We start from the raw sequence: 16369 nt of genomic DNA on the forward strand, positions 1-16369 counted from the left end.
ACAGGGCCGGTGAGGAACCCGGAGAGCGTATCAGGCCATGAAGGTGCTGGAGCGAGCGGGAATGGATGGGAGTCGAACCCACCGCGGCCCGCAACGCGACCCGCCAACGGTTTTGAAGACCGCGAAGCCCACCGGGGCTCATCCATCCCCGGATTAAGCATACCTGATGGGTGCGAATACGTCAACCGTTGACGTTGGAACGACCGGTTTCCGGGCACTGGTGGCAGAGAAACGCCAAACCCGGATTACCCCCTGATTAAAAAAACTGCCTTCGATCCAAAATGCACAGCTCATTGATCCATGATATAATAGCCTTCTGGTCACTGAAGCCGGTGACCAGATATTTTTTGCCGTAAAGAGGAAATAAAACGATGGACCTGCAAAAGTTGTTTGAACAAGAACAGGAGCAAGAAGCCGAGAAGCCTCCCAGTCTTCGTCCGCGACCGGCCCGACCCTGGCGGGTGGCTGTGATTGCGAACGTGAAGGGGGAGACAGCACTGCCATTCGATGCCCCGCCGGATGCCGGAGCGGAATTTGATCGAAGAGAAACGGTTCAGTCCATTCAGGACGCCATCGAATCTGACGGACATTCCACCCGATTTTTATCAGCCGATCATACCCTGCTCGATACCCTGCGCGAATATCACCCGGATATCTGCTTCAACATTGCCGAAGGGATTATGGGTGACTCGCGAGAGGCCCAGGTGCCGGCACTGCTGGAGATGCTGCGCATCCCGTATACGGCTTCGCGCGTGCTGGCCAATGCCATCGGGTTGGATAAGACCTTAACCAAGCGTATCTGGCGCGACCAGGGCCTGCCCACCGCGCCTTTCCAGGAGTTTATCACCGGCAGTGAACCGCTCGATCCTGATTTGCACTTTCCGCTTTTTGTCAAACCGGCGCGGGAGGGCACCGGCATGGGTATGGATGAGCACTCCATTGTGGAGAATGAGGTGCAGTTGCGTCGGCGGGTGAACTGGATCATCCAGTCCTATAAACAGCCTGCGCTGGTCGAAGCCTATCTCCCCGGGCGCGAGTTTACGGTGGGGGTGCTTGGCCGGACAGATGCCCCACAATGGGCGTACAACCCCACCCTTTACCGGGCGGATGGGTTTCACCGGTTCCCGATTTTAGAAGTGGACAACTCCAATACCATCACGCCGGGCGTTTATGGCCACCTGGCCAAGACGCTTCATCCCGGAGAAGCTGGGGTGCCCGGCTTTCTGTGCCCGGCGCCGATCGACGCTACGCTGGCCGAGACACTGAGTGGGCTGGCGATCCGCGCGCATCAGGCCATTGGCGCGCTGGATGTGTCGCGGGTGGATATTCGCCTGGATGGCGAGGGGCATCCTCGCCTGCTGGAGATCAACACCCTGCCCGGGCTGACGCCCGGCTTCAGTGATCTGTGTGTTATCGCACAGGCTGAGGGCATCTCGTACCGCGATCTCATCCTGGAAATTCTCTATCTGGGAGCGTCGCGTTTCGGTTTGCTGGTTCAGCCACAGCGGGTATTGAGGGCCACCCTGCGTGCGTCAGAAGTGCATCCGGTAGGGGTGCAGGTTTCGGCAAAAGTGTAGGTTGTTTTGAGATATCCGGCCCGATCCGGGAAGTTTCCGGGTCGGGCATTTTTTTATGAGGAAGGATGGCCCGAGCCCTGTTGTGAGGAAGGGGCAGGGTTTGGGCCGCGCGATAACCACTTTCTGAAGCTAATTGAGATAGAATCGGTGATGGGGAGGTGTGCATGAGCGAAATCGATGAGTTTTTAGCCCGCCCGCTTCTGGCGCGGCTGGCCACGGCTGACCCTGATACCCTCCAGCCGCATGTGGTGCCTGTCTGGTACGGCTGGGATGGGCAGGGGTTATGGATCAGTGCGTTTCGCAGTACCCGCAAGGTCAAAGAATTGATGAGGAATCCGCGGTGTTCCATTGTCATTGATGTGGATGGCCCCACTTCCGGACTGCGTGCCGTGCTCATGGAAGGTGAGGCCAGGCTGGTGACCACCCCACCCGAACTCCTGCGCGAGAAGACCACCTGGGTTTATGCGCGTTATCTCGGCCCGCAGGGGGTGCTGGAAGCTGAGCCGCAATCGTGGATTGAAGACCCGGAGAACCTGCTGATTCATTTGAAACCTTCGTTGATCAAGACCTGGAAGTGAAATCTTACGATTGGAGCTGGAGCGGGGAGAAGGGATTGGCCTGTGGTCTCGATCAACGGATGAGGCTCTGGTAGAGTTGCTGGGTCTGGGGGCTGGGAGGTGTGCCGTATTCCTCCTGAAGCATCCTGGTGCAGGTTTCGTAGAGCCGAATCACCCCGGCGCGGTTTCCCCGACCGGCGTGGATGAGCATTCCCAGGCGGTAAGCATCTTCAAGGCAGGCATCTTCTGCGAGCATGCGCTCCACACAATTCAGGGCGGCATCGAATTGATGCCGTTCCAGCTCCAGCATGCCCAGCCTGAGCAGGGCATCCAGATACCGCTGGTGTAACCGCTGGCGTTCAGGCAGTGCCCAGCTCTCTTTCAGGTCGGGGAGAAAAACCCCCCGGTAGACCTTCAACGCGGCGCGGTAATGATGGATTTTCTGTTCTGCGTCTCCGGAACGGGCGGCCAGGTCAAGTTCGCGCTGAAAGATTTCACTGTCCTCTTCATAATCCAGACTGCGGTTAAAGCGGTAGATTTCATCCTCGAAGAGGATGGCTTCTTTGCCCACCGCCCGGCGCACGCGGTAAATGTAATTTTTGAAACGAATTTTTAGCTCGTCGGGAGATGCATCGGGCCAGAGGATGGCCCCAATTTCTTCTTTGGTCAGGCCTTCGGGATGGAACACAAGGAGGAGGAAGAGATCGCGCGTGCTCTGGGTTGTCCAATCGGTGAGGGTGAGGGTGTGCCCGTTGACTTTGATCTGCACGCGCCCCAGGGTGTGGATGATGAGCCTGGGAGGGCCGGAGGCAACCATTTGCGATTGCCGCCGTAACTGACGGCGCAGGGCGGGAATGCGCTGGTCAAAGGCATCGATGAGTGCCAGCAGGCTGCCAACCGGACGTTCGAAGAGGCTGTCAGTGCGTAAAGCCGCCAGATGGTCGCGCACTTCTCGCCCGGCCACAAGCACCGGGGTGCGGGCGTTTTCATCCAGCGCGGCGATGGAAGCCTTTTGAATGTGGGAGAACGCCGCGTCGCGGTGTTTCAGAGAAGCATGCGCCACCGCAAGGTAAAGGTGTGCCACCATGCTTTCGGCGCGTCGTCCTTCCCGCTCAAAGTAGGTCAGAGCTTCCGTCAGGTCGGTGGTTGCGGCAGTGTAATCGCCCCGGCTGGCGGCCATCTTGCCCCGCTCCAGACGGCACAGATTTACCTGGTAAGCCGAACCGCTCTGACTGGCGGCCTGCCAGGAACTTTCGATCAGCCGCTGGGCGTGTTCGGTGTGGTTCATCTGACGCGAGAGGGAGGCTTCCATCAGGTCGAGGTAGAAAGTGAGGAAGCGATCATTGACCCGCAACGCGATGGCACGTGCCTGACGGTAGGCATCCTGGGCTTCTTCAAAGGCACTCAGGTCGCGGTAGAGATCGCCCAGGCTGACCAGAGCGTAGGCTTCCAGGCGGATGAACCCCCCGATGCGCGCATACTGGACGGCTTTTTCAAAAGAAGATGCGGCATCTTCGAAGGCCCCGCGCCAGTGCTGTAAGACGCCAAGGTTGTTGAGCACATTCCCCTGCCAGATGAGATTGCCACGGGCTTCGTAATATTGAAGCGCCTTCCGATAAGCGCGTTCTGCTCCGGGAAAATCTCCCAGGGCGCGCGCCACCACGCCCAGCTGCATGGAGGTTTTGGCCACACTTTCTTCATCTCCGATTTGTTCGAAAGCCTCAATGGAGCGTACCAGCCAGGCCTGAGACTCGGCCAGGTTGCCGAGGTGAAAGTGGGCACTGCCAATGCCTGCCAGGGCATCGGCGGCTACGGCAGTGGCTTCCGGGAGCTGTCGGGCAATTTCATAAGCCCGGCGCATGTCATCCAGCGATTGTCTGTACTGGCCCGCCAGTTTATGTGCCGTGGCTTTGCGGGTGAGTGTGCGCGCGAGGTTGAAGAGGTCGCCGGTTTGTTCAAATGCCTGGCTGGCCTCGGTGAGCAGTGAAACCCCCTCTTCGCTGCGCCCGTTGATGGCGGCTATTGCCCCCTTCAGGGAGAGCAGGGTGGGGCGGACTTGAACACCCTGGGGGAGGGACTCGATCCATTCGGCCAGGGTGGTAATCTGCCCGCGGGCAATGAGGTCTGCGCCGGCCTGTTCGATCAAACGCGCCATTTCCTCGATGCGCCCGAGCTGTCGATATACCTGGTAACTGCGTTCCCACTCACCGCGTTCGGCCCAGGTTCTGGCGAGGTTGAGCTGGATCTGTTCCGCCTCAAGCGGGTAAAGTTGCTTCATGCGGTCTTGCAGGAAATCGCGGAACAGGTGGTGATAACGCAGGAAAACCGGGTCTTCACCGATGGGTTGAATGAAGAGGTTGGCGTGCAGGGCGGCTGTAATCAGCTCGTGCCAGTGATTATCACCGCCTGTAAGCGGCCCGATGACCTTCTGACAGAGGTCAGCATCAAATTCCTCCAGGAGGGAGGTGCGCAGGAGGAACTGCTGCATGGGCAGGGGCTGGCGCTCCAGCACCTGGCGGGCAAGGTATTCGTACAGCCCCACACCTGGCACCCGGGCACTGCCTTTCTTTTCACCCGTTTGGCCGCTTCTTGCCTGCCGACTGAGAAGCAGGCCGGTGATCCATCCTTCGGTTTCAGTGGCCAGGCGGGCCACTTCGTTCTCTGAAAGGTGCAGGTGAAAGTTGCGCAGCCATAGCTCGCGGATTTCATCCGGTTGAAAGGCAAGTTCCTCAAAAGAAAGTCCGGCTACCTGAGAGCGCGCCACCAGCAGAGGCATGTCGGGCAGGTTGAGCAGGGTGCGCGAGGCGATGATGAAGTGACAGTTCTCATCAACGCTCTGGATGAGCTGGTTGAGCAGTCCCGTCACCGGGCGGCTGTCTTCAATGAGATGGTAGTCGTCGAGGACGATGGCAAAATGTTCGCGGGTGGTTTCGTAGAGATCGTTGGCGATGAGCGAGGCCAGGGATTCGAGGCTGATTTGTTGCTGATCCAGATTCTGGATGGCCGCCATGCTGGTGTGCCCAAAGGATTCAAAGCGGCGCTGAACCGAAGCAATGAGGTGGGCACAGAAGCGTTGAAGGTCCTGGTCATAGGCATCGAGCGATAGCCAGCAGATGGGGAGTTTCCCGGTGGTGGCAAAGTCAACCAGAAGGGAGGTCTTGCCGTATCCGGCAGGAGCGGCGACGATGATCAGGCGGGCATCCATCCAGTCGGTTAACAGTTGAATCAGCCGCGGGCGCGGCAAAATATCCTCGCGCCTGCGGGGAATGAGGATTTTCGTGGTGAGGATGGGTAGCCTGCTATTCATTCAAATGGGCTGCTTCCAGAGCGAGGGTGTGGGAGGCCTGTCAATGAGGTGCAAGGATTTATCTATACCACGGGCAATACTTTTATTATAGTGATTTCGAGAACACACTCCAGCATTTGAATGGGATAAAATTAATCCATGCCCTGGGTTACGTTATCTTTCGATCCGGCTCTGGCGGTCTTGCTCCCACCGGAATACCGTGATGGGCCGTTCCGGCGGCGTTTTCGCGGCCAGGTGACGGTGAAACACCTGGTTGAATCGCTGGGGGTGCCCCATACCGAGGTGGGTCAGGTGCGGATTAACGGTAGAGAAGCGCCGCTCGATGCCCTGTTGCGGAGCGGTGACCACCTGGAGGTCTTCCCACCTTTGCCGTCGGCGGGCAGGGAGCCGCCGGTTTTACCGCGTTTTGTGCTGGATAATCACCTGGGCCGCCTGGCGGCGTTGCTCCGCCTGCTCGGATTCGATGCCCTTTACCGCAATGATTTTCAGGATGAGGAGCTGGCAGAAATTGCCAGCTCTGGCGAACGCATTTTACTCACCCGCGACCACCGTCTGCTCATGCGAAAGGCTGTAGAACGCGGATACTGGGTGCGCAGTCTGAAGCCTGAGGAACAGGTGCGAGAAGTGGTGCGGCGGTTTCAGCTGGCGGGGTACGTTCAACCTTTCCGGCGCTGTCCGCGTTGTAATACGCCGCTGGAGCCGGTCGAAAAGGAGGCCATCCTCGACCGTCTGCAGCCGCTTACCCGGCAGTACTACGACGAATTTCATCGCTGTCCGGGATGCGGGCAAATTTACTGGAAAGGTTCTCATTACGAGCGCATTCGTGCCCGGCTTGACCGAATTCTGCAAGAAGGCTCATGAGGGGCAGCCACACCGGGCTGCCCCTCATGAAATGTCAGCCGATCTGGTAGGCGATGCCGCTTACAGGGGGCAGGCGGAGGAGCCAGCCCTGGGGATGGCGGGTGAGGGCGTCTTTCGGGCCGAAGAGGGTCTGCTGCACTTGCGAGAGCAGGGAGGCTTCCAGAAGCACTTCCACCGGTTGGGCCGAAGGGTTGAGGGCCACCAGGATTTTCTGATCACCGCGGGTGCGCAGGTAGACGAAGGGTAGTTTGCCGCCTTCGGCATAGATAATTTGAAGGTCAGCGCTGGCCTGGAGGGCAGGATGGCTGTGGCGCAAAGCTACCAGACGGCGCACGCGGTTGAGCAGAGAATGGGGGTCTTTTTCTTGCGCGGCCACGGTAGGGCGCCCGGGGGTCTCATCGACCGGCAGATAAAGTTTGCTGGCGGGGGCGCTGGAAAAGCCCGCGTTGAGAGAATCATCCCACTGCATGGGGGTGCGTGATCCGGTGCGCTCGTAACCCCCTTCTTTGGAGGGTAGATCGAGCGTTTGCATGCCGATCTCATCGCCATAGTAGATAAAAGGCGTGCCGGGGAAGGTCATCAAGAAGAGATAGAACACTTCCAGATCGTCCCAGTCCCGGTTCTTGGCCAGGCGGGGGTTGATGTCGTGATTGCCGGTAGGAATGGCAATATGGCCCTTCCCGGCAATTTGCTCATAATAGGCGAGGTACTCATCGAGGAATTCACGAATGTTGCCGTGCCCGGAGCGATCGAAGAAGGGGAAGCTGTAAGGATCGCCGTGCCATCTGGCGTAAGGTTTACGCAGCAAAGCGGTGTAGCCGCGGCTGCCGAAATGCAGGAGAAAATCCATGTGGTAACCGGCCTGCCGGATGGCTACCGGGGGGTTGCTCCATTCCGAAACGAGAACGGCTTCAGGGTATTCCACGTCCAGCCAGTCACGGATGGAACGCCAGAAGCGGGCCGTCTCGACCTGTCCGGGGTCGTTCTTGACCAGAGAACCGGCCATATCTACCCGGAAGCCGTCGGCGCCCAGGTCGAGCCAGAACTTCATGATGTTGCGCACTTCCTGCCGGACGCGCTGAGGCCCGGGGGCATCTACCGGCTGCTGCCAGGGCTTTTGCGGATCGGGCTGGGCGAAGCCAAAGTTGAGGGCGGGCTGGGAGTAGAAGAAATTGGTCAGGTAGTTTCCGTGGCGGTCGGCATACCCATGCACGACATGGAAGCCGGGTTCATCCCACCGCCAGGGATTGTCGTTCCAGATGTACCAGTCGGAATATTCGTTGCGCTCGGCCTTGCAGGATTCTTTGAACCAGCGGCATTCGATGCTGGTGTGCCCGACGACCAGGTCGAGGAGGACGCGCATCCCGCGCTGGTGGGCTTCGTCGAACAGGCGCTTGAGATCATCATTGGTGCCGTAGCGGGGAGCCACTTTGTAGTAATCGGCCACGTCGTAACCGGCATCGAAGAAGGGGGACTCAAAACAGGGGTTGAGCCAGATGGCATTGGCTCCCAGGGATTGGATGTAATCCAGCTTGGCAATGATACCGGGCAAATCACCGATGCCATCACCGTTGGTGTCGTAAAAGGTTTGCGGGTAGATCTCGTAAAAGACGGCGTCTTCCAGCCAGGCAGGGCGGGAAGAGATTGAGGAAGAGACAGGCATGTTTGAACTCCTTAAGGTGAGATTGGATCAAAGGGTTGTACCCTCAGGCTGCAATTGCAGACCAAAGAACTGATTGGCATTCTCAAAGAGCCATCCGCGGGCGATTTCTCTGGCTTCGTCGAGGTTGAGGTATTCCATTTCTACCAGGTTGGCCAGGGCAATGGCGATATTGTCGCGCGCCAGGTCGGCGTGGGCCCAGGCGCAGATGAGAGCATCTCCGGGGAGGTCGGAGCCATAACCATGAATTTTGGCGTGCGGCACGCTCGAAATGGCCTGCGCGAACATTTGCTGGCAGTAAATGGGATCGACCATGTTCGCCCAGCAAAAATCGATGGCCACGTTGGGGTAATTTTTGGCCAGGAAAAGCAGTTCTCCGCTATAGGGCCAGTTGGCGTGAAAGAGGTCGAAGCGCGTCTGACGGTGGAGCTCGATCAACGGGGTGAGATGCACGGCGTTGGTTTTGGTGATTTCGTTACGGATGCCGGCCATGTGCCCGGTGTGAATTTGCACCGGCAGGTCAAGATCACGCGCCATACGCATGAACTGGTGGAACAGGAAATCTCCCAGCGGGCGGTTGCCTTCAGGATAAGAAAGGCGTCTGCGGGGGTCTTCCATGATCCAGTTGAAGGCTTCTTCGGCGGCAGAACGGGTGGGGTTGGTGTAGTCGAGCGGGCGGGTGTAGGCCGACTGATCTTTGAAGGCCACTGCTCCGGCCTCTTTGCAGCGGGTGAAGAGCGTGCGGCAGGCTTCCAGATATTCATCGAGGCTGGTGACAGTGAGGCCAAGCGGGGCAACGTTAGACTGCACCTCTTCATAACTGGTGATGGCGTGGTACGGAGGAAGGCCGATGATCAGGCGTGAACGCGGGGGTTGTTTTAATTTTCCCCGTGCGGCGTCGGGTGCGGCGCCGATGTCCTCCAGCCGGACGAGTATGCCCGCCTGATCGAGCACCGAGAGGTAATTGCGCTCATCGCTGAAGTCGATCATCTTTTCGCTGATGCGGCGCAGTGCGGCCAGGGTCAGTTCTTCTTCACCGTAAAACCGCCGCATGGCGCGGCGAACAACCTGGGCGTAGCCGGTGAAGCGTGTACGCTGCCAGGCTCGTTCCAGCACCGGCCAGCGTTCTTCGAGAGGGCGGGCAGAGTCAAAAATGATTTGAATGTCAGCATCGGAAGAGGCACTGTGCAGATCGCTCTGCATGTACCAGTCGATGACAGCGCGGATGGGATCGGAAGGTTGGGGGCCGGTCTGAGAAGAATGATCGTGACAGTCGATGAGGGGGATGGTTTCCAGGTAGGCACGCAATGCATCGTAACAACGGGCGGGAGATCGCATAAGGGCCTGCACTTTCGTCTGATGCGGAGAGGGAGATTGGTTCTATGTGTATTAAACCACAGGATTAAACATTGAATGTCATGCTTTTCTGCATCGATTGACACGGGAAGGCTGTCGGTGACCCCTTTCAAGAGGCGGGCGAAACGAAAACGAATGAGCAAAAGTGAACGTAAACGAAAGGTGTTTCGTGTGAGGCGCGGCATAAATGCCTGATAGAATGCATGAAAATGATTGAAACCTATTGATTTTTGCGTGAATCATGCTAAACTGAGGGTGTAAGTTGCTCTTTCCCTTCATCCAGCAAGGGAGTCCACCCGATGAAAGTTCACCGACAGGCTCAAATTCGCAAGCTCCTGGAACAGCAACAGCGCGCGACGGTGGCTGAGTTGAGCGCCATGCTCAATGTGAGCGAGGCTACCATCCGGCGAGACCTGGATGAGCTGGACGGCAGCTGGTTACAGCGCACACGCGGCGGGGCAGTGATCCGTCAGGCGAGCACGGCTGAACTGCCCGTCATTCAGCGCATGCCCCGAGAGGCCGAGATCAAACGGCGCATCGGGCAGCGGGCGGCGCAGATGGTCAACCCCGGAGAAACGATTTTCATCAGCAGTGGTACGACTGCGCTCGAGGTGGCACGCCATCTCCCGGTTGAAATTCCCCTCACGGTGATCACCAATTCATTGCCGGTCATCAATGAATTGACGGGCCGGAAGAACATCAGCCTGGTGGTGATTGGCGGCATGTTACGCCCGGATGAGCTTTCGATGGTGGGGCATCCTGCCGAACAGATGCTGGATGAGTTCCGTGCCGATAAAACCTTTATGGGAATGCGTGCCATTGATCCTCACCTGGGGTTCACCAACGATTATCTGCCAGAGATTCTCACAGACCGGAAGATCCTTCATATTTCATCGCAGGTGATTGTGGTGGCAGATCACACCAAGTTTGGCCGGATTTGTTCGGTGTTCGTTGCGCCGGTCACCGCCGCGCACGTTATTGTGACCGATGACCGCGTGGCGCCTTCGATGATCACTGAACTTGAACAAATGGGTGTGCAAATGATCATGGTCTAAAGCGGAGTGAGACCTGCATTGGGGCAGAAGCGTCCCCTGACCTGTAGAAGGGGTGGGGATGCCTGGAAGGAGGTGAAGCGGAAGGAGAAATGAATCTACGTCCAGCAGAACCGAGATCGTGCTTCTAATTTTGAGTCTTTGAATCGGAAATGGAGGATGAAATGTCTGCTCAGAAATCGATGTCCCGCCGTGACTTTCTGCGTGTAGCGGCGCTTTCGACGGTGGGAGGGGCACTGGCAGCCTGCCAGACGGCCACCCCGGCCCCTGCCGGTGGTGAACAACCCAAGCCCGATGCGGGCTCTAAAGAGAAGATCACCCTGCGAATGTGGTCTCATCAAAACCCGTCCTTCGTGGGCGCCAATGAAAAGCTGGTGGCCCGTTACATGGAATTAAACTCGAACATCGAGATTAAATACGAGAACTTCCCCTACAACGACTTCATTACCAACATCCAGACCTCTATGGCGGCCAAAAATGAGGCCGATATTATCGAAATGTTCGGCAGCTGGGTGCAATCGTACGCCAAGGGGGGGACTCTGGCGCCCGTGGATGAGGGTGTGCTGACGCTGGGTAAGGCTCGTGAGCTGTTCTATGCCGCCCCGCTGGATGGTTACGTGTGGGAAGGCAAGCTTTACGGAATGCCCAATGAATACAACCTGGAGAACGGCGCTGTGCTGGTCAACAAGCGCATGTTTTCCGAAGCCGGTGTGAAAGACCCACCCGACTGGCCCTCATGGGATGCGCTGGTGGCCGATGCCAAGAAGATGACGAAATTTGACGGCCCAACCATGACGGTGGCGGGGTTCCACTTTGTCAACGGGGATGGGCTGGGCTTCCTCTTCTGGGAAGGTGTTCTGGAGAAAGGCGGCGAATATTTTGCCAATGATGGGGTGCATCTCAACCTGACCAGTCCGCAGGCCAAAGAAACCGTACAGTGGATGTACGACATGGCGGTGAAGGATAAGGTGGTAGACCCCATGACCTTCAACCCCAACTCTAACTGGGTGGGTGAGTCCTTCTTCCAGGGGCTGGTAGCCATCGGGTTCATCGGGCCGTGGATTGTCCCCGAAGGGCGCCGCAACTATCCGGATTTTGCCGACCCGTGGGGCTACGTCTCCTGCCCGCATTTCGGTTCCGAGCGCAAATTTGCGGCTGACTCTGGCTGGGGCAAGGTGGTTTCTCCGAACAGCAAGGCAATTGACGAATGCTGGAAGTTCGCTGCCTTCTGTACGATGGATAAAGCCAACGCCCGACAGTGGAATGTAGCCACGGGCACCATCCCGGCGCTCATTGAGGTCGCCGAGGATCCTACCCTGCTTCAGGACATCGACTGGATTGGACCCAGCCTGAAGGTGCTCCCGCAGGGGCGTTATGTGGGTTTCCTCCAGGATCGTGACTATATCTGGTACACGGTGCTAGCTACCCGCATAACCGAGTGCTTGCAGGGCGCCCGCTCGGTGGATGAGACCATGCAGCTGATGAACAATGAAGCCAATGCGATGATCGATCAGAAGTTGCAGGGATAACGTTGCGTTTTCACTTCTGGGCGGTGTTCCAGAGGGAACCCGCCCAGATTTTCTTGCTACCTGGCCGCGCCGCGCGGCCAGAGGGAAAGGAAGGCCAGCATGGCGGTTGCGACACCCAAAAAAGGCAGCCTGTTTCGCCGACAGCATCTTTTTGCCGGAGTCACTCTCACGCCGATCATGGTCTACATGATGTTTTTCACCATGGTGCCCATGGTCTGGGGAATTCTCATTACTTTCTTCCGTTACAGCCCCACCCGGGCGGGTGAAGGGTTCCTTGGTCTGGGAGGGGCCAACCCGTTTGTTGGCATCAATAATTACCTGGACCTTTTTGCAAACACCCCCACAGGGCAGTTATTTCGGATTTCTCTGAAGAATACTCTGATTTTCTCACTGCTTTACCTGCCGCTCAACCTCATCGTTACCCTGCCCCTGGCGGTGTTGATCGAATCGGTTTCCAGCCGGATTAAGAGCTTCTTCCGCACCATTTACTTTCTGCCCACGGTCACTTCAGCTGTGGCAGTATCTCTCGTCTGGGGGGTGATTTATCACCCTACCTTTGGCCTGCTCAACCTGGGATTGCGAGCGCTGGGATTCAACGGCTTTGCATGGCTGAGCGATCCCAATACCCGCGTGCTGGGTATTCCCCTGCCGATGATCTGTGTGCTGATCACCTATCTATGGTCGGATATGGGGTACAACATCGTCATTTTCATGGCAGGGTTGCAGGGCATTCCGGATGTGTATCATGAAGCTGCGGTGGTGGACGGGGCAAATGCCTGGCAGCGCTTCAGGTACATCACCCTGCCTTTATTGCGCTCCACGCTGACCTTTGTCATGGTGATGACCATGCTTTCTTCGTGGCAGGTATTTGTGCTCTTTTTCGTGATGACTAACCGCGGTGGGCCGGCCAACCTGACGCGCGTGCTGGTGTTGCACATTTACGAGACAGCGTTCCGCTATCAGGAAATGGGGCTGGCGGCTACGGTGGCGATGGTGCTCTTCCTGATCATCATGATCACCACGCTCATCCAGCTCAAACTGCTGCGTAAAGACTGGGAGTACTAAACCATGGCTGTTCTTGGAAAACCCCAAACACTTTTGAAAGAAACCACCGGCACCGCTCCGGCGAAAACAGGTCTCCATGTCACACTGGGGCAGGTGCTGGTGTATCTGGTATTGACCGTCGGGATCATTTACACCCTGATTCCCTTCCTCTGGATGCTGGGTACGTCCTTCAAATCGGCTACGGAGATCGTGCGCATGCCGCCTACGATCATCCCGGAGAAATTCACTCTCAACAGTTATCTCACCATTTTTAACGATCCGCGCGTGCCGCTGGGGCGCTTTTACATGAACAGTGTCATCGTTACCTTCAGCATTGTAACGATGGTGCTTTTTACCAGCTCGCTGGCGGGGTTTGTGTTTGCCAAGTATCAATTCTTTGGGAAGAATGTGCTCTTCACGCTCATTCTGGCCACGATGATGATTCCCTTCCAGGTGACGATGATCCCGCTCTATCTGGTGCTGGTGCGCCTGGGAATTACCGATTCTCTGCTGGGTTTGATTGTTCCCGGTGCGACGAGCGCGTTTGGCATCTTCATGATGCGTCAGTTTATCGAAGGAATTCCCTCCGAACTGATCGACGCGGCGCGGATTGATGGTGCTTCAGAATTCGGGATTTACTATCGCATCATCCTGCCGCAAATGGGTTCTGCGCTGGCCACCCTGGGCATTTTCCAGTTCATGGGCACGTGGAACGACTACCTCTGGCCGCTGATTGTCATCACCACCACCGAAAAGCGCACCCTGCCCATCATGCTCACCTGGTACAACTCACAGCATGGTTCACGCGCTGACCTGACCATGGCGGCTTCGGTGCTGGTGATCTTACCCATCGTGGTGATTTACTTCTTCTTCCAGCGCTGGATTGTGCGCGGTATTGCCCTTACGGGCTTCAAATAAACCATCAGGAGAACAGGTGTGTCCATGAATCGACGCGAACGCCTGCTTACCGTGCTCCGTGGCGGGATGGCAGACCGTATCCCCTGGAACTGTTACGCCTGGCTGGTGCCACAGAATGAGGCCTCACGCCGCCTGCAGGAAAAGGGCCTGAGCCTGATGGGCACGCGGCGTATCTTCCGTGAGGTGGTTTCGGGGGCTTCCATCCGTGAAGAAACCACCCTGGAAGGTGGAGAGACCATTTACCATACGGTGATCGAAACCCCGGTGGGCACCCTCACCCAGAGGGCCATCCGTGAAAAGGGATATGGCAGTCTGTGGATTCGGGAATATTTCATTAAAGGTGTGCAGGATTATCCCGCGGTGGAGTACCTTTTCAGGCATACGCTCTGCGAGCCGGATTATGCTCCGTGGATCGAGGCAGACCGCGAGATGGGAGAAGCCGGGATTGTGGTGGGTGAGATCATGCCGGTGCCGATTATGACGCTCATGGTGAACTGGATGGGCGTGGAAGGGCTTGCTGAGGGTATCTATGAACACACGGCAGAATTTGAAGCTCTTCTCGATGCACTGACAGGGCTGTATATGCAGCAGATGCAGATCGCCGCTGAAAGCCCGGCGGAGATCATCTGGTTTGGCGATAACGTCACCGGAACGATCATTTCGCCGCGCCTTTTTGAGCGCTACCTTGCGCCAACCTATGCACGGGCGCTGGAGGTGCTGCGACCTGCGGGGAAGATTCCCATTGCGCACTACGACGGTTCTAACCGCCCGCTGGTCAAGTGCCTGGCGCGAACTGCCCTGCCGGTGATCGAGGCCTTTACCCCACCGCCGGGAGGTGACCTGAGTGTGGTGGAGGCCAAGGCCGCCTGGCCCGACAAAGTGGTCTGGGTGAATTTCCCCGCGGGGATGTTCCTGGAAGAAGAAGAGGTGATTTTTAACTACACCCTGGGGTTACTGGAGGAATCGGCCCCTGGCGGACGGTTGGTGATGGGGTGTACAGAGGATTTCCCCTTCGAGCACTTCGAGAAAACCTTCACGGCCATCGGACGGGCGCTGGCAACGTACGAAGGGCGGGAGTGGTAAGTCTTAAACGGGAGGTTTGCATGACATTGGAAGAGAAGATTGTCCTGATCGGAGCCGGGAGCGCCATGTTTACCCGGGGGCTGGTCAGCGACCTGATTCATACAGGAATGCGGGGCGAGCTGGCCCTGGTGGATATTGACCCGGTGGCTTTACGGACGGCCAGCGGGCTGGCCGAGAAAATGATCGCCGCTTCTGGGGCGCCTCTTCGTCTGAGCGCCGCTCTGGAACGCAGAGAGGTTTTGCGAGGGGCCACCATTGTGATAACCACCATTGGGGTGGGGGGCAGGCGCGCCTGGGAGCAGGATGTCTTCGTGCCGCGCAAATATGGGCTGTATTATCCGGTGGGAGATACGGTTGGGCCGGGGGGCACATCGCGTGCGTTGCGCATGATCCCGGCGATGGTGGAAATTGCTCGCGATGTACTCGACCTGGCACCGGATGCACTGTTTATTAACTATGCCAACCCCATGGCAGCGGTCTGCCGGGGGGTGATAAAGGCCACAGGCGCCCGGTTGATAGGTCTGTGCCACGGGACGGTTGACACAGCGCGCTTCCTTGCAAGCCTGCTGGGGGTGAAGCTGGAGAACCTGGCGTACACGGCAGTGGGCATCAACCATCTCACCTGGTTTACCGAGGTGCAGGTAGATGGTCAGGATGCCATGCCGCGCCTGCATGCCATTGCCGATGGGGTGCTGGCCCGGCTGGCTGAGGCTGAAGCGGCTCATGCCGCCGGACAGCCCATGCCGCACTGTGGCAGCCCCTTCGAGTCGTCGCTGGAGCATCCTTTTAGCTGGCAATGTCTGAAGTGGTTTGGGGCCTTTCCGGCACCGCTCGACCGGCACGTCACTGAATTCTTTCCGCAGTTCTTCCGCACCGGGGCTTATTACGGGAAGACCCTGGGGGTGGATGAGTTCTCCTTTGAGGGGACGATTGCTGTGGGAGATCAGGTATACGCTGAAATGCAGGCAGAGGCAGAGGCGCCTGGAGCTCTTCCAGAGGATTACTTTGAGCGGCTTTCGGGCGAGCATGAACAGGCGCTGGAGATCATTCAGGCGATTCGCTCCAACACCCCGCGGCTGTATTCGGCCAATTTACCCAACACGGGGCAGGTGCCCAACCTGCCTCTGGGAGCGGTGGTAGAAGCACCCGCCGTTACCGATTCTCGTGGCCTTCACCCGGTGGCGCTGCCCCCTCTGCCGCCCGCCATTGCTGGTACCCTGGCCACGCGCTTCCAGTGGGTAGAGACGGTGGTCGAGGCGGCGCTGGAACGGAGCCGGGAGAAGTTCATCCAGGCTCTGATCCTTGATGGGGGAGTATCCTCACCGGAGGTGGCGGTGAAGCTGGCCGATGACCTGCTGGCCGCACAGCGCGAAACCCTTCACTGGTCGTAATCAAAGCGGGGCAAACACACGTTTGCCCCGCTTT

At 57.8% G+C, this 16369-nt stretch carries 12 protein-coding genes and 1 tRNA gene; 9 read left to right on the forward strand and 4 right to left on the reverse strand.

Going from position 1 to position 16369, the window contains the following annotated elements; genetic code table 11:
* Positions 1-56: 56 nt before the first annotated feature.
* Positions 57-150, reverse strand: a tRNA-Sec gene (locus ATHL_RS19035).
* Between the two features lie 221 nt (positions 151-371).
* On the opposite strand from ATHL_RS19035, the gene ATHL_RS17515 reads away from it, so the two are divergent.
* Entirely contained in the window at positions 372-1577 is a 1206-nt protein-coding gene (locus tag ATHL_RS17515) for a D-alanine--D-alanine ligase family protein (protein WP_062196397.1), read from the forward strand.
* A 164-nt stretch (positions 1578-1741) separates the two neighbouring features.
* Positions 1742-2155 (forward strand): pyridoxamine 5'-phosphate oxidase family protein, encoded by a 414-nt coding sequence (locus tag ATHL_RS17520; protein ID WP_062196399.1) that lies wholly within the window; start codon positions 1742-1744, stop codon positions 2153-2155.
* 52 nt (positions 2156-2207) lie between these two features.
* Here ATHL_RS17520 and ATHL_RS17525 read toward each other — a convergent pair whose 3' ends face one another.
* Positions 2208-5441: a tetratricopeptide repeat protein gene (locus tag ATHL_RS17525; RefSeq protein WP_062196401.1), complete on the reverse strand. Its 3234-nt coding sequence runs from the start codon at positions 5439-5441 to the stop codon at positions 2208-2210.
* 138 nt (positions 5442-5579) lie between these two features.
* On the opposite strand from ATHL_RS17525, the gene ATHL_RS17530 reads away from it, so the two are divergent.
* Positions 5580-6302, forward strand: a complete 723-nt coding sequence (locus tag ATHL_RS17530) for a Mut7-C RNAse domain-containing protein (RefSeq protein ID WP_062196403.1) — start codon at positions 5580-5582, stop codon at positions 6300-6302.
* Positions 6303-6336: 34 nt separating this feature from the next.
* Here the strand turns inward: ATHL_RS17530 and ATHL_RS17535 are convergent, their stop codons facing one another.
* Together ATHL_RS17535 and ATHL_RS17540 are read right to left on the reverse strand one after the other, a co-directional pair.
* Complete coding sequence (locus ATHL_RS17535) at positions 6337-7965, reverse strand: alpha-amylase family glycosyl hydrolase (protein ID WP_062196405.1); 1629 nt, start codon at positions 7963-7965, stop codon at positions 6337-6339.
* A gap of 27 nt (positions 7966-7992) precedes the next feature.
* On the reverse strand, positions 7993-9300 hold the full coding sequence (locus ATHL_RS17540; protein ID WP_062196406.1) for an amidohydrolase family protein: 1308 nt from the start codon (positions 9298-9300) through the stop codon (positions 7993-7995).
* Between the two features lie 317 nt (positions 9301-9617).
* Here ATHL_RS17540 and ATHL_RS17545 point away from each other — a divergent pair, with 317 nt between their 5' ends.
* The 6 genes from ATHL_RS17545 (at position 9618) to ATHL_RS17570 (ending at position 16335) form a co-directional block, all read left to right on the forward strand.
* On the forward strand, positions 9618-10373 hold the full coding sequence (locus ATHL_RS17545) for a DeoR/GlpR family DNA-binding transcription regulator (RefSeq protein WP_062196408.1): 756 nt from the start codon (positions 9618-9620) through the stop codon (positions 10371-10373).
* A gap of 161 nt (positions 10374-10534) precedes the next feature.
* Positions 10535-11899: an ABC transporter substrate-binding protein gene (locus ATHL_RS17550; protein ID WP_062196410.1), complete on the forward strand. Its 1365-nt coding sequence runs from the start codon at positions 10535-10537 to the stop codon at positions 11897-11899.
* Between the two features lie 99 nt (positions 11900-11998).
* Positions 11999-12964 carry a carbohydrate ABC transporter permease gene (locus ATHL_RS17555; RefSeq protein ID WP_062196412.1) on the forward strand — a complete coding sequence of 322 codons (966 nt, stop codon included), beginning with the start codon at positions 11999-12001 and terminating at the stop codon, positions 12962-12964.
* 3 nt (positions 12965-12967) lie between these two features.
* Positions 12968-13861, forward strand: coding sequence for a carbohydrate ABC transporter permease (locus ATHL_RS17560; RefSeq protein WP_062196414.1), 894 nt, complete (start codon positions 12968-12970; stop codon positions 13859-13861).
* Between the two features lie 24 nt (positions 13862-13885).
* Positions 13886-14944, forward strand: a complete 1059-nt coding sequence (locus ATHL_RS17565; RefSeq protein WP_062196416.1) for a uroporphyrinogen decarboxylase family protein — start codon at positions 13886-13888, stop codon at positions 14942-14944.
* 20 nt (positions 14945-14964) lie between these two features.
* On the forward strand, positions 14965-16335 hold the full coding sequence (locus ATHL_RS17570) for a family 4 glycosyl hydrolase (protein WP_062196418.1): 1371 nt from the start codon (positions 14965-14967) through the stop codon (positions 16333-16335).
* Positions 16336-16369: the final 34 nt, after the last annotated feature.

The sequence above is a fragment of the Anaerolinea thermolimosa genome (assembly GCF_001050195.2).
Lineage (GTDB): Bacteria > Chloroflexota > Anaerolineae > Anaerolineales > Anaerolineaceae > Anaerolinea > Anaerolinea thermolimosa.

What these genes read in the sequence shown, in the direction of transcription:
- ATHL_RS17515 (WP_062196397.1), top strand. Translation starts at nt 372, where the DNA reads ATGGACCTGCAAAAGTTGTTTGAACAAGAACAGGAGCAAGAAGCCGAG.
- ATHL_RS17520 (WP_062196399.1), top strand. Translation starts at nt 1,742, where the DNA reads ATGAGCGAAATCGATGAGTTTTTAGCCCGCCCGCTTCTGGCGCGGCTG.
- ATHL_RS17525 (WP_062196401.1), bottom strand. Translation starts at nt 5,441, where the DNA reads ATGAATAGCAGGCTACCCATCCTCACCACGAAAATCCTCATTCCCCGC.
- ATHL_RS17530 (WP_062196403.1), top strand. Translation starts at nt 5,580, where the DNA reads ATGCCCTGGGTTACGTTATCTTTCGATCCGGCTCTGGCGGTCTTGCTC.
- ATHL_RS17535 (WP_062196405.1), bottom strand. Translation starts at nt 7,965, where the DNA reads ATGCCTGTCTCTTCCTCAATCTCTTCCCGCCCTGCCTGGCTGGAAGAC.
- ATHL_RS17540 (WP_062196406.1), bottom strand. Translation starts at nt 9,300, where the DNA reads ATGCGATCTCCCGCCCGTTGTTACGATGCATTGCGTGCCTACCTGGAA.
- ATHL_RS17545 (WP_062196408.1), top strand. Translation starts at nt 9,618, where the DNA reads ATGAAAGTTCACCGACAGGCTCAAATTCGCAAGCTCCTGGAACAGCAA.
- ATHL_RS17550 (WP_062196410.1), top strand. Translation starts at nt 10,535, where the DNA reads ATGTCTGCTCAGAAATCGATGTCCCGCCGTGACTTTCTGCGTGTAGCG.
- ATHL_RS17555 (WP_062196412.1), top strand. Translation starts at nt 11,999, where the DNA reads ATGGCGGTTGCGACACCCAAAAAAGGCAGCCTGTTTCGCCGACAGCAT.
- ATHL_RS17560 (WP_062196414.1), top strand. Translation starts at nt 12,968, where the DNA reads ATGGCTGTTCTTGGAAAACCCCAAACACTTTTGAAAGAAACCACCGGC.
- ATHL_RS17565 (WP_062196416.1), top strand. Translation starts at nt 13,886, where the DNA reads ATGAATCGACGCGAACGCCTGCTTACCGTGCTCCGTGGCGGGATGGCA.
- ATHL_RS17570 (WP_062196418.1), top strand. Translation starts at nt 14,965, where the DNA reads ATGACATTGGAAGAGAAGATTGTCCTGATCGGAGCCGGGAGCGCCATG.